11 protein-coding genes and 1 riboswitch are annotated in these 12,926 nt (G+C 42.3%); of the genes, 5 read left to right on the top strand and 6 right to left on the bottom strand.

What is annotated here, in order from left to right:
- Positions 1–8 precede the first annotated feature (8 nt).
- Positions 9–572 (top strand): DNA-3-methyladenine glycosylase I, encoded by a 564-nt coding sequence (locus B7709_RS04865; RefSeq protein WP_084971934.1) that lies wholly within the window; start codon positions 9–11, stop codon positions 570–572.
- An 82-nt stretch (positions 573–654) separates the two neighbouring features.
- On the opposite strand, the gene B7709_RS04860 is transcribed toward B7709_RS04865, so the two are convergent.
- The 5 genes from B7709_RS04860 to B7709_RS04840 all read right to left on the bottom strand — a co-directional run bounded on the left by B7709_RS04860 (position 655) and on the right by B7709_RS04840 (position 4,323).
- On the bottom strand, positions 655–918 hold the full coding sequence (locus B7709_RS04860; RefSeq protein WP_000166112.1) for a SemiSWEET family transporter: 264 nt from the start codon (positions 916–918) through the stop codon (positions 655–657).
- A gap of 105 nt (positions 919–1,023) precedes the next feature.
- Complete coding sequence (locus B7709_RS04855) at positions 1,024–2,058, bottom strand: S66 family peptidase (RefSeq protein WP_084971933.1); 1,035 nt, start codon at positions 2,056–2,058, stop codon at positions 1,024–1,026.
- Positions 2,059–2,326: 268 nt separating this feature from the next.
- The gene (locus tag B7709_RS04850) at positions 2,327–2,674 is read right to left on the bottom strand and encodes a TfoX/Sxy family protein (RefSeq protein ID WP_084971932.1); all 348 of its coding nucleotides are present in this window, start codon (positions 2,672–2,674) and stop codon (positions 2,327–2,329) included.
- A gap of 15 nt (positions 2,675–2,689) precedes the next feature.
- The gene (locus tag B7709_RS04845) at positions 2,690–3,367 is read right to left on the bottom strand and encodes a DUF1129 domain-containing protein (RefSeq protein ID WP_084971931.1); all 678 of its coding nucleotides are present in this window, start codon (positions 3,365–3,367) and stop codon (positions 2,690–2,692) included.
- 11 nt (positions 3,368–3,378) lie between these two features.
- Positions 3,379–4,323 carry a magnesium transporter CorA family protein gene (locus tag B7709_RS04840; RefSeq protein WP_084945715.1) on the bottom strand — a complete coding sequence of 315 codons (945 nt, stop codon included), beginning with the start codon at positions 4,321–4,323 and terminating at the stop codon, positions 3,379–3,381.
- Between the two features lie 136 nt (positions 4,324–4,459).
- Here B7709_RS04840 and uvrA point away from each other — a divergent pair, with 136 nt between their 5' ends.
- Positions 4,460–7,285, top strand: a complete 2,826-nt coding sequence (gene uvrA, locus B7709_RS04835) for an excinuclease ABC subunit UvrA (protein ID WP_084971930.1) — start codon at positions 4,460–4,462, stop codon at positions 7,283–7,285.
- A gap of 37 nt (positions 7,286–7,322) precedes the next feature.
- Here uvrA and B7709_RS04830 read toward each other — a convergent pair whose 3' ends face one another.
- A complete protein-coding gene (locus B7709_RS04830) occupies positions 7,323–8,078 on the bottom strand; it encodes a hypothetical protein (protein ID WP_084971929.1) in 756 nt (251 codons plus the stop codon).
- A gap of 146 nt (positions 8,079–8,224) precedes the next feature.
- Here B7709_RS04830 and B7709_RS04825 point away from each other — a divergent pair, with 146 nt between their 5' ends.
- The 3 genes from B7709_RS04825 (at position 8,225) to spx (ending at position 12,883) form a co-directional block, all read left to right on the top strand.
- Complete coding sequence (locus tag B7709_RS04825; RefSeq protein ID WP_084971928.1) at positions 8,225–9,289, top strand: M24 family metallopeptidase; 1,065 nt, start codon at positions 8,225–8,227, stop codon at positions 9,287–9,289.
- 53 nt (positions 9,290–9,342) lie between these two features.
- A riboswitch (M-box (ykoK) riboswitch) is annotated at positions 9,343–9,494 on the top strand.
- 195 nt (positions 9,495–9,689) lie between these two features.
- The gene (gene mgtA / locus B7709_RS04820; protein WP_084971927.1) at positions 9,690–12,350 is read left to right on the top strand and encodes a magnesium-translocating P-type ATPase; all 2,661 of its coding nucleotides are present in this window, start codon (positions 9,690–9,692) and stop codon (positions 12,348–12,350) included.
- 134 nt (positions 12,351–12,484) lie between these two features.
- The gene (gene spx, locus B7709_RS04815; RefSeq protein WP_061418394.1) at positions 12,485–12,883 is read left to right on the top strand and encodes a transcriptional regulator Spx; all 399 of its coding nucleotides are present in this window, start codon (positions 12,485–12,487) and stop codon (positions 12,881–12,883) included.
- Positions 12,884–12,926 lie beyond the last annotated feature (43 nt).

Here is a 12,926-nt window from a genome sequence, read left to right as displayed (position 1 = left end):
AGAATAATATGCCAAAACGTTGTTCGTGGGTCAAGATGACCAATCCATTATATGTAGCCTACCATGATGAAGAGTGGGGCCAACCCCTTCATGACGACCGCGCTCTTTTTGAACTGCTCTGTATGGAGACTTATCAGGCTGGTCTGTCTTGGGAAACGGTACTAAACAAACGTCAAGGATTCCGAGAAGTCTTTTACAACTACCAAGCACATCGTATCTCTGAGATGACAGATGAGGAGTTGGAAGCCTTGTTAGAGAATCCAGCCATTATCCGAAATCGTGCCAAGCTCTTTGCGACGCGTGCCAACGCCCAAGCATTTTTACAAATCCAGAAAACCTTTGACTCTTTTGACGCTTATCTCTGGTCCTTTGTTGAGGGGAAAACCATCATCAATGATGTTCCTGACTATCACCTAGCACCTGCTAAAACAGCCTTATCTGAAAAGTTATCTCAAGATCTCAAAAAACGAGGCTTCAAGTTTACAGGCCCCGTTGCAGTTTTGTCTTTTCTTCAGGCTGCAGGTCTGGTTGATGACCATGAGAATGATTGTGAGTGGAAAAGCGGAAGTTAGTGAGTCCAAGCGTCTAACTATCTGAGAATATAGAAAAAGCTGAGAAATTCCTCTCAGCTTTTTGATTATATGCTAGTAATTTTTATAGTGCAGTGAGAAATGTCAGTCCACCTAAGACAACGCCAGCTGAGTTTGGAATAATTAGTATCCAATCCTTCTTAGGTTCTTTTGTCCACCCGTAAATAACCCAAATTAAACAAGATACTGCTGCGGATAAAGGCTGGAATGGTTGAGCTTTGTTGCCTTGTAAATTGGCAAAAATTTGTGGGATGTAGGCGATAAATACAATAATTCCGATAAAGGCCCCGATTGAACCGACAATTTGATTTATTTTTTGTTTAGTCATATATACCTCCTTCAAAAGGATATCATAGAAATTAGCGAAATGCAATAAATTCAGACACAAATTGTAACGAAAATCAATACAAAAGCACAAAAATGGAGAAATTGTTTATTTTTTGTTATAGTCAAAGCGAATGACTTGGTCCTGTGCATCCACATAAGCATGAACGCCAAAGGGCACAATGGCTCTTGGTGTTGCGTGGCCGACATTTAGATTATAGACAATCGGGATATTGTTATCAATGATATCCAATAGTGCCTCTTTATAGTCGTCATAGAAAGTTTCATCCATAGGTTTTCCGACCAAGAGTCCACTAATGATCTCAAATACCCCAGTTTCTTTCAAAGCCTGTACCATCTTTTTGAAGTTTTCCGGCTCAGGCTTTTCTTCGCTTGTTTCTAACAAGAGAATCTTTCCTTCCCAGTCGGATAAGTCAGGGAAAAGTTTGTACTTTTGGCAGAGGTCTGTGCTATCTGCGTGTAGAGAGTTGTCAAAAATATCGTAGAGAGACTCAAGACAACCACCGAGGATTTCTCCCTCAAACTGGGTATTTCCTTGTAACAAATCAAAACCTGTATTTATATGACTGAGACGAGGTGTTCCCAAAGCTTTGGGACTGAAGTCAGTTCTTTCCTCATACCAAACGTCGCTAGGGCGGATTTCTGAGATTCTTCCAGTCTCAATCAGTTCTTTAAAGTAGTGGAGGGTGTAGGGCAACATCTCCTTGTCTAATTCACAAATGTCTGCTAGAAAGGATTGCCCATAAAAAGTCTTGACCCCTAGTTTATGCAACATAAGGTGATTCATAGTGGTATCCGAGAAGCCAAGAAAAATCTTTGGTTTGATAACCTTTTGAAGTTGATCGTTTTCAAAAAGATAAGGTAGCAAACGATAGGTATCATTCCCACCGATGGCGCAGAGGATCATGTCGATGCTATCATCCGAAAAGGCCTGCATCAAATCCTCTGCACGTGCTTCAGGATGGTCCTTGATAAAGTCTAAACCTTTTAGCGAATGGGGCAAAAAGACAGGATTGAGTCCCAAATCCTTGAGACGTTGGAGACCCAAATCGACTTCGTGTTTGACAAAATCCTCTCCGATAACACCGCTAGACAAACTAACAATACCAATAGTAGAAACCATATCTCATCCTCCTAGAAATAGATTGATACTCTTCGAAAATCAAATTCAAACCACGTCAGCTTTGCCTTGCCGTACTCAAGTACAGCCTGCGGCTAGCTTCCTAGTTTGCTCTTTGATTTTCATTGAGTATGAGCCTATTCTATCACAAAAGATGAGAGAAAACTATAAGAATCAGACTCAGAAGTGCTATTGAATCTCAAGAAAGCAAGTGAAAAAAGCAACCGCTTGTGCAGTTGCTTTTCGTTTTTCTAATCTCACTAGATATGAGTTACTTGGTCAACTCTTGATTATAGGGGAGAGCTAAATCAATCCAGTAAGGCAGTTCTTTTTGACCTTCGATATCTAGGTCTATATAGCCATGATAAGGTCGCCCTCTCATCAATGTAGTACGAGCTCCTGTTCGGGGTAGAACTTGCTTTTCCATTTCTTTGCCAATTCTCACCATAACCAGCTCGTCTTTTCTGGAACTGACTGTAAGGACCATTTTCCCACGAATCATAAAGGCCAGGCCACCAAACAGTTTCTTTTCTTCTAACTCTTCTTCGAAAATTTGGGGAGGAAGTTTAAGTGCTAGAATTTTGCGAATCTGCTGAGCTAAAGATTGACTATATGCCATAGCTTTTCACTTTTCTTAATAACGTGATGGGCCCGCGCTTGCACTTCGGATGTTGAAACGTTTCTTGAGATAGAAGCGAAGAGCGAGAAGCACTGCTCCGATGATGGCAAGTGTAATCGGAGGAAGGACAGGATTGAGGTTGGTTGGTAGGAAGCTTGTTCCAAAGAGCACTGCCAACCAAAGGACCATAGAAGCCAGGATAACGAGGATTGATTTCCAGAATGGAGGACGTTGGCTACGCTCTACATCGGGACCATAGTAGCGATAGATGAAGTGGTACATCCAGTAAAAGGCAATTCCTCCAACGATACCCACAAACAATAGAGTAATTAAACCATAGCCGACAGACTGATCGGGAGAGATGGTTGTTGTAAGGGCGCTGATGAGCGCAAATAAACTAGTGATGAAAAGGGCTGAGTCCATAATCATGAGTTTTGGATCATCATTTTCTTTTGGGTGCTCTTTTTCATATTGTTCCTTCAAAGTGAAGTTATGAGCCCATTGAGTTGGTGCTCCGTAAAGGGTACGAGCAGGCACCCCCTTAGACTGTTCTTTAAGAATCTCTGGCATAATTTCGTTGAAAATAGCATCAATTTCAGCCTCTGTTTTGCCATCTTTGAGAAACTGTTGTGTGGCAATATGGATAAAATGTTTATTTTTTTTAGTTAGTTTTTGTAAATCAATCTGAGACATAGGGATTCCTCTTAGAACCATTTTTTATGGATGAGATAGAGAGTGAGCGAGACACTCATAGCAAAGGCGATAAAGACGATTAACCAGAAGGCGTGTGGCTCACCGTTCAGAGGGATTTCATTATCCTTAAAGTTCATCCCGTAGGCTGAGAAGATCATGGTTGGGACAGACATGACAATGGTCACGAGAGCCAGAGTTTTCATGATGTTGTTCTGGTTGTTGGAAATGATAGAGGCAAAGGTCTCTGTCATAGAGTGAAGGACGTTTCCATAGATATCTGCCATCTCGATGGCCTGTTGGGTTTCAATCAGGGTATCTTCGAGTATGTCCTCGTCCTCTAAGTATTTTTTGATATTGCTGGTTGCGCTGGTCAATTTCTTGATTACGCGCTCGTTTGTTTTTAGTGAGGCCTTGAAATAGACGATGGTCTTTTCCAATTCCATGAGTTCAATCAATTCTTCATTTCGAGTGGATTTATGCAGTTGACTTTCGATTTGTTCGCTCTTGCGATCAATGGAACGAAGGGCAGTTAGATAAAGTTCGGCATTGCGGTAAAGGAGTTGAAAGATAAAACGTGACCGCATGAAGGTATAGAAATTACGCAACCTACGATTGATAAAGACATCAAGAACAGGGAGGGATTCCAAACAAGTAGTGATAATGGTTTCCTCGGTGATGATAATCCCTAGCGGAATCGTTACGTAATAGGTGCGGTTGTTTCTTTCTTCTGTGACTGGAACGTCTACGATAATCAAAGTGTATTCATCTTCGATGGTAATACGAGACATTTCTTCCGCATCGAGCGGTGCTCGGAGGTCGGCAATGTCAATATCAAAGGCGTTGGCGATTTCCAGTGATTCATTTTGTGTAGGATTGACGAGGTTGATCCAAGTACCTGGTTCAAGCGTGTCGATCTCTTTAAATTCAGTTGTTGTTGAGAGAAAAACTTGTTTCATATCCCCTATCCTTTCCTACTATTCAGTGTTTGGTTTTTTGCACCGTACTATTATACTATAAAAACAGATTTTTGGGTAATAGAATTTCACATTTTTTGGTATAATGGAAAGCAATAATGGACTAGAAAGAACAAAGATGCAAGATAAAATTGTGATTCATGGGGCGCGTGCCCATAACCTAAAAAATATTGATGTGGAGATTCCAAGAGACAAGCTAGTCGTCGTAACGGGCTTGTCAGGTTCTGGGAAATCCAGTCTAGCTTTTGATACCCTCTATGCGGAGGGACAACGGCGCTATGTAGAGAGTTTGTCTGCCTATGCTCGTCAGTTCTTGGGCAACATGGAAAAACCAGATGTAGATGCCATTGACGGCCTCAGCCCAGCTATTTCCATCGACCAGAAAACGACCAGTAAAAATCCTCGTTCGACCGTTGGGACGACGACTGAAATCAATGATTATCTGCGTCTTCTCTACGCACGTGTGGGGACGCCTTACTGTATCAACGGACATGGGGCTATTAAGGCTTCTTCTGTAGAGCAAATCGTTGATAAGGTCTTAGAATTGCCAGAACGTCAACGCTTGCAAATCTTGGCCCCTGTCATCCGCAAGAAAAAAGGTCAACACAAGAGCGTCATTGAAAAGATTCAGAAAGATGGCTATGTCCGCGTCCGTGTGGACGGGGAAGTCTATGATGTGACCGAAGTGCCTGAGCTGTCTAAGAGCAAGCAACACAATATCGATGTCGTGGTTGACCGTATTGTCATCAAGGAGGGCATTCGTAGCCGTCTCTTCGACTCAATTGAGGCCGCCCTTCGTATCGCAGAAGGATATGTGATTATCGATACCATGGACGACTCTGAATTGCTCTTCTCTGAGCACTATGCCTGTCCAGTTTGTGGTTTTACCGTACCAGAGTTAGAGCCTCGTCTCTTCTCCTTCAATGCTCCTTTTGGTTCTTGCAGTGAGTGTGACGGTTTGGGTATCAAGTTAGAGGTGGATATTGATTTGGTAGTGCCAGATGCCAGCAAAACGCTACGTGAGGGGGCTTTGGCACCTTGGAATCCTATCTCATCTAACTACTATCCAAACATGCTAGAGCAAGCCATGACAGCCTTTGGAGTGGATATGGATAAGCCCTTTGAGGACTTGTCAGAAGAAGATAAGAACTTGATTCTCTACGGCTCGGATGGCAAGGAATTCCATTTCCACTATGAAAATGAATTTGGTGGTGTGCGCGATATTGACATTCCTTTTGAGGGAGTTGTCAATAATATCAAGCGTCGTTACCATGAGACTAACAGTGATTACACCCGCACCCAGATGCGTCTCTATATGAATGAACTGACCTGCGGAACTTGTCACGGTTATCGTCTCAATGATCAGGCCTTGTCTGTTCGTGTGGGTGGTGAGCAAGGGCCACATATCGGGGAGATTTCGGACCTGTCTATCGCAGATCACTTGGAACTAGTCAGCCAGTTGACTCTATCTGAAAATGAAGCCATCATTGCTCGTCCCATTCTCAAGGAAATAAAGGATCGCTTGACCTTCCTCAATAACGTGGGCCTTAATTATCTGACCTTGTCACGTTCAGCAGGGACCCTTTCGGGTGGAGAAAGTCAGCGCATTCGCTTGGCGACCCAGATTGGATCCAACCTATCAGGTGTTCTCTATATTCTGGATGAGCCGTCCATCGGTCTTCACCAGAGGGATAATGACCGCCTCATTGCCAGCTTGAAAAAAATGCGTGACTTGGGCAATACTCTCATCGTGGTAGAACATGACGAAGATACCATGCGCGAGGCGGATTATCTGATTGACGTTGGTCCCGGTGCTGGTGTTTTTGGTGGGGAAATCGTCGCTGCAGGAACACCTAAGCAAGTGGCTCGCAATAGCAAGTCCATCACAGGTCAGTACTTGTCAGGTAAACGTGCCATTCCAGTACCGGCTGAGCGCCGTGTCGGAAATGGCCGCTTTATCGAGGTGACAGGAGCGCGTGAGAACAACTTACAAAATGTCACAGCTCGCTTCCCACTAGGGAAATTCATCGCAGTGACGGGGGTATCCGGTTCAGGGAAATCGACCCTAATCAACAGTATTCTCAAAAAAGCAATTGCTCAAAAACTTAACCGCAATTCAGACAAACCTGGGAAGTTTAAAACCATTACAGGGATTGAGCATGTGGATCGTCTGATTGATATTGACCAGAGCCCAATCGGACGAACACCGAGGTCCAACCCAGCTACCTATACAGGAGTTTTTGACGATATACGTGATCTCTTTGCTCAGACAAACGAAGCTAAGATTCGTGGTTATAAAAAGGGCCGTTTCAGTTTCAACGTCAAGGGTGGTCGCTGTGAAGCCTGCTCAGGTGACGGGATTATCAAGATTGAGATGCACTTCTTGCCAGATGTATACGTGGCTTGTGAAGTCTGCCACGGAACCCGCTACAATAGTGAAACCCTAGAAGTTCACTATAAGGAAAAGAATATCTCGCAAGTCTTGGATATGACCGTTAACGATGCAGTGGAATTCTTCCAACACATTCCTAAGATTCAACGCAAACTCCAGACTATCAAGGATGTAGGGTTGGGCTATGTAACGCTAGGACAACCAGCTACAACCCTTTCAGGGGGAGAAGCCCAGCGTATGAAGTTGGCTAGTGAACTCCACAAACGCTCAACAGGTAAGTCATTCTATATTCTGGATGAGCCGACGACAGGACTTCATACGGAGGATATCGCTCGCTTGCTCAAGGTCTTGGCTCGTTTTGTAGACGATGGCAATACAGTACTTGTCATCGAGCACAATCTGGATGTCATTAAGACTGCAGACCATATCATCGACTTGGGACCTGAGGGCGGTGTCGGTGGTGGAACGATTATTGCTACTGGTACACCAGAGGAAGTTGCTACAAACTCTGCTAGCTATACTGGCCAGTATCTAAAAGGAAAGTTAAAATAAGATTTAAAAGGCTCTGCTTTTTTAGGCAGAGTCTTTTTTATAATAAATTACGAATTTTTTCTTTTATAAATGGGTTAAGAGAATAGTATTTATCCAGATATTCTAGGAGTGCTTGAGCAGACTCAGAAATGCGTTCGTAACCTTGCAAAAAGTGAGGCAATTGCTTGGCTTCCTTTGGATAACCTTCTTCAAATCGTCTGTTGGTATTAAAGATATCTATAAAATTAGATTTAGAAGTTGTTTCCAAACTGATTAGTTCAGTCCAAAGCTTGACGGATCTGTTTTGGATCAAATCATAAGCAGCTAATTTTTCGCCTCGCTGATAGCGACCTAGCCCTAAATATAGATTACATGAAATTTCTCCCAACAGCCATTCACGGTCTCTGTTTTCTTTTGATGGCAGTCTTTGTGGCTGACAGATTGTTTCATCAAAACTGATCTCCTTCCAGATAATCTTGCCTTCAGAGAAGGGAATGTTTACTAGTTCATGAGCTTCAAAGACAGCAAATTCACAAAAAACATCATCTTCAAATAGAACTTTATGTCCGTCCACTGTATTTTGGTAGTGAAATGCAATTGGTTCTAGATTACTTAACCAGGTTAGGTCCTGGATATAGGCCTTCTTGTAGCCATCTTTTACAATAACAAAGAAGTCTAAATCTGAGTACTGATCCAATCGTTCTCTTTCTGTTCCGCAAGAACCAAGTGCCAGCAAAGCTAGTGCTTGTTTCGAATCTTTTAGAGACTGACCAATCTCATCTAGTCTTTGTAACAGTAATTCAGTTTTATTCATATCGTTACCTCATTCTTTCTTGGTTAACAAAAATTATACATTAAGCGCTTTCAAAAGTCAATTTTATCTAATCCTAACTATATAGATTGTATTATTTTCGATATTTTTTTGCTATAATAAATTAAATCATTTACGGAGGTTCTCTCATGTTATCAAGAGTTGAAAAATTTGAAGTAGCTTTAAAACAGACAGAGTGTGATGCTGTCTTAGTAACTAATCTGAAGAATATTTACTATCTGACTGGTTTCAGTGGGACAGAAGCGACAGTTTTTATCAGCAAGTCGCGTCGGATTTTTCTGACGGATTCTCGTTATACCTTGATTGCCAAGGGCGTAGTTCAAGGATTTGATATTGTTGAAACGCGTGATGCAGTTGGTGAGATTGCTAAAATTATAGCGGACGATAATCTCCAAAAAATCGGTTTTGACGATGAAATTTCCTATGCTTACTTCAAGGTGCTGGAAAGTGTGTTTGCTGGTCATGAGTTGGTTCCGATGACAGGCTTTATCGAAAATCTGCGCATGATCAAGGATGAGCAAGAAATCGCGACTATTCGCAAGGCCTGCCAGATTTCTGACCAAGCCTTCCTAGACGTGCTGGACTTTATTAAGCCTGGTCAGACGACAGAGCAGGCTGTCATGAACTTTTTAGATGCCCGTATGCGCCAACTAGGTGCTTCAGGAGCTTCCTTTGACTTTATCATCGCTTCGGGTTACCGCTCTGCTATGCCACATGGCGTGGCTAGTGACAAGGTCATCCAAAAGGGTGAAACCCTGACCATGGACTTTGGTTGTCTCTACAACCAATATGTCAGTGATATGACACGGACCATCTATCTAGGCCATGTCAGTGACGAGCAAGCAGAGATTTACAATACGGTTCTGAAAGCCAACCAAGCTCTGATTGATCAAGCTAAGGCTGGCTTAGGTTTCCGTGACTTTGACAAAATCCCTCGTGATATTATCATCGAGGCAGGCTATGGCGACTACTTTACCCATGGCATCGGCCATGGTATCGGACTTGATATCCACGAAGAGCCTTACTTTAGCCAAACTTCGAAAGAAGTCATTAAAACTGGTATGGTCTTGACTGACGAACCAGGCATCTATATCGAAGGAAAATATGGCGTTCGGATTGAGGATGATATCCTCATTACAGATACAGGTTGCGAATTATTGACTCTAGCTCCGAAAGAATTGATTGTTATCTAAAAAACGAGATAAATCGTTGACTTTTATATTTTAAAGGTTTATACTGATAGACGAAAACGGTAGGTGAGGCTACCATAGGGATACGGATGACTACCGCAAAGCAGTGGAGACACTACTCGTTGGTCAACAGTCCTGGTCGCGAAGGCCAAGACTAAGCTCATTTCATTGCCCTATGGAGTTAAAGCTTGAACGAAAAAACAGATAATTAGTTTTTTAATCCTGCCATTTTATGGCAGGATTTTCTACTGTTTTAGAACAGGGAAAGGAGACAGACGATGCAAATTGACGATCACCCAGAACCGCACATACACAGCCAATCGCTGATTTGTGTCGTTTTGCCCTTATAAAGTGATTGGTCTCTGTGTATGAAACACATCATTCATACAGATAGGAGAAACCAATGAAAACTACAAAAGAAAGATTAGCAACAGCTATTCACACACCTCTAAAAGAAACTCTATCTTTTTACAAGACAAGTCTAACAGGCTTGACTGAGGAGCAGGTTGAGAAAAATCGTGACCTATATGGTGAAAACACCATCACCAAGGGTCAAGAAGACAGTATCCTCAAAAAGATTTACGAATCTATTATCAATCCATTTACCATCATCCTGCTGGTCATTGCAATGATTTCCATGGTGACCAATGTCTGGTTGGCGAAACCTGGACAAGAGGATCCGACAACCTCTATCATCATCGTCGTTCTCGTTTTAATATCTGGTGGCATACGCTTTGTTCAAGAATTACGGAGCGACAAAGCTGCGACAAATCTGTCAAAAATGATTGTGAACACAGCTACGGTTATTCGCGAAGGACAGAGTTTAGAGGTCGCGATTGAGGATTTGGTCGTTGGAGATATGGTCAAGTTGAGTGCTGGGGATATGATTCCAGCAGACCTCCTTTTGATTGAATCACGCGATTTCTTTGTCCAACAGTCTGGCTTGACAGGTGAAAGTGATTCGATTGAAAAACTAGCCTTGTCAAAAATGAATCAGTCAAATTTTGATAGTCTGCTAGAAGCAGAAGCGCTCGCCTTTATGGGAACCAATGTGATATCAGGAAGTGCCAAAGCTTTGATTCTAGCGGTCGGTGATGACACTATGATGGGAGAAATCGAGCAGACCCTCAATACCTATGATGAGCCGACCTCTTTTGAGCGGGAGATGAACAGCATCTCCTGGCTCTTAATTCGTTTGATGTTAGTTATGGTCCCCATCGTATTTCTTTCCAACGGTTTGACAGATGGAGATTGGTTAGAAGCTGGCGTATTTGCCTTGAGTGTGGGCGTCGGGCTCACACCTGAGATGCTTCCCATGATTATCACGGCCAGTCTAGCTAAAGGCTCCATTATCATGGCAAAGGAAAAAGTCGTTATTAAAAAGCTCAATGCCATACAAGACCTAGGTGCTATTGATATCCTGTGTACGGATAAAACAGGAACCCTTACCCAAGACGAAATCGTCCTTGAATATCCTTTGGATATACATGGGGATTTGGATTTGTCTGTGTTGAGACGAGCCTACCTCAATTCCTATTTTCAAACGGGATTGAAAAATTTAATGGACCGTGCCATTATCAGTAGAACTGAAAAAGAAGCTAAAGAACACGCTATTCTACAAAATTTGGATACTAGCTTCCAAAAAATAGATGAATTGCCCTTTGATTTTGAACGCAGACGGATGAGTGTCATCGTTAAGGATGAAAACGAAGTTGTTAGCTTGGTAACCAAGGGTGCCCTAGAGGAGATGCTTGCGATTTCAACCCAAGTGGAATATCAAGGCCATATTAGTCCTCTGACGGATGATATCCGAGTGGAAATCTTAAAAGAAGTGGATCAACTCAATCAACAGGGATTGCGAGTCTTGGGAGTTGCCTATAAAACAGGTCTAAAAGAAGGTTTTGCTTACTCCGTTGAAGATGAAAAAGAGATGATTCTAACAGGATATCTTGCCTTCTTAGACCCACCAAAACCATCAGCAGCACCTGCTATTCAAGCTTTGTTAGAACACGGCGTTCAAACAAAGATCTTGACGGGGGACAATGAAAAGGTGACCCAAGCAGTATGCGAAAAAGTTGGTTTAGACGTTGATCAAATCTTGCTGGGTTCTGATATTGACGCCCTGACGGACGAAGAGTTGGCCCAAGCAGTTGAGAAGGTGACTGTCTTTGCCAAACTCTCTCCGGATCAAAAAGCACGAATCATCTTACAAATCAAATCCAATGGACATTGTGTCGGCTATATGGGAGATGGGATCAATGATGCCCCTTCTATGAAAGTAGCAGATGTGGGGATTTCTGTTGATACAGCAGTAGATATTGCCAAAGAAACGGCTGATGTCATTTTGCTAGATAAGGATTTGATGGTGCTTGAAAAAGGGCTGGTTGAAGGGCGCAAAGTCTATGCCAACATGACCAAATATATCAAGATGACGGTCAGCTCTAATTTCGGGAACATTCTGTCTCTACTGGTGTCTGGTATCTTTTTGCCTTTCCTTCCCATGGCCCCCATTCACTTGATTGTGTTAAACCTAGTCTATGACCTTTCTTGTGTTGCCTTGCCATTTGATAATGTGGATGAAGACTTTTTGAAGCATCCTCATAAGTGGGAAGCTCAGTCCATTACTCGTTTTATGATTTGGATGGGGCCAATTTCTTCTGTCTTTGATATTTTGACTTTTATCTTGCTCTATTTTGTCATTGTTCCAATGGCGACAGGTCAAGCCTATGTTCATGGAGCAGAGTCGGCAACTAGTTTTATCATTTTGTTCCAGACAGGTTGGTTCATTGAATCTATGTGGTCCCAAACCATGGTTATTCATATGCTTCGTTCAGCAAAACTTCCTTTCTTACAAAGTCGTCCGTCATGGTTTGTTCTTGGGACAACCTTGCTAGCAGCCAGTTTTGTGACTTTCCTTCCCTACTCTTCAATCGCCGGCATCCTTCGTTTAATCCCTTTGAAACCAATTTATTTCCTTTTTTTGCTCTTGATAATCGTTCTCTATATGATCAGTGTTACAGTAGTGAAACGAATGTATATCAAAAAATTTAAAAGTTGGTTATAAATTGGATTTGTCAAGAAAAAAGTTCGAAAATCGCGAAAAAAGTTAAATTTTTTTAAAAATAGGTCGCAAGTCGGATGTTTTTTATGGTATAATAGACTAAACTGATAGTAACATGTAGCGAAAGGGGTAGGTACATGATTAAAATTTATACAGTCTCCAGTTGTACCAGCTGTAAAAAAGCAAAGACCTGGCTCAATGCCCACCAGTTAAGTTATAAAGAACAAAATCTTGGCAAAGAAGGAATTACGAGAGAAGAATTACTTGATATTCTGACAAAGACAGAAAATGGAATTGCTAGTATTGTGTCATCAAAAAACCGCTATGCGAAAGCTTTGGGAGTTGACATCGAAGATTTGAGTGTCAATGAAGTGCTCAACTTAATCATGGAAACACCGCGGATTCTAAAGAGCCCGATTCTTGTGGATGAGAAGCGCCTGCAAGTCGGCTATAAAGAGGATGATATCCGTGCTTTCTTACCACGCTCTGTCCGTAATGTAGAAAATGCAGAGGCACGTTTGCGTGCAGCTCTATAAACATCAAGGCTGGGGTATCTCCTAGCCTTGTTCATTTTTATCT

This window comes from Streptococcus oralis subsp. dentisani, from assembly GCF_002096335.1.
GTDB classification, from domain to species: Bacteria; Bacillota; Bacilli; order Lactobacillales; family Streptococcaceae; genus Streptococcus; species Streptococcus oralis_Z.
Note: the sequence above shows the minus strand (reverse complement) of the source record. Positions and strands in the feature narration are given on the sequence as shown.

Coding starts and splice junctions, on each gene's coding strand:
- B7709_RS04865 (WP_084971934.1), top strand. CDS start 9: ATGCCAAAACGTTGTTCGTGGGTCAAGATGACCAATCCATTATATGTA.
- B7709_RS04860 (WP_000166112.1), bottom strand. CDS start 918: ATGACTAAACAAAAAATAAATCAAATTGTCGGTTCAATCGGGGCCTTT.
- B7709_RS04855 (WP_084971933.1), bottom strand. CDS start 2,058: ATGGTTTCTACTATTGGTATTGTTAGTTTGTCTAGCGGTGTTATCGGA.
- B7709_RS04850 (WP_084971932.1), bottom strand. CDS start 2,674: ATGGCATATAGTCAATCTTTAGCTCAGCAGATTCGCAAAATTCTAGCA.
- B7709_RS04845 (WP_084971931.1), bottom strand. CDS start 3,367: ATGTCTCAGATTGATTTACAAAAACTAACTAAAAAAAATAAACATTTT.
- B7709_RS04840 (WP_084945715.1), bottom strand. CDS start 4,323: ATGAAACAAGTTTTTCTCTCAACAACAACTGAATTTAAAGAGATCGAC.
- uvrA (WP_084971930.1), top strand. CDS start 4,460: ATGCAAGATAAAATTGTGATTCATGGGGCGCGTGCCCATAACCTAAAA.
- B7709_RS04830 (WP_084971929.1), bottom strand. CDS start 8,078: ATGAATAAAACTGAATTACTGTTACAAAGACTAGATGAGATTGGTCAG.
- B7709_RS04825 (WP_084971928.1), top strand. CDS start 8,225: ATGTTATCAAGAGTTGAAAAATTTGAAGTAGCTTTAAAACAGACAGAG.
- mgtA (WP_084971927.1), top strand. CDS start 9,690: ATGAAAACTACAAAAGAAAGATTAGCAACAGCTATTCACACACCTCTA.
- spx (WP_061418394.1), top strand. CDS start 12,485: ATGATTAAAATTTATACAGTCTCCAGTTGTACCAGCTGTAAAAAAGCA.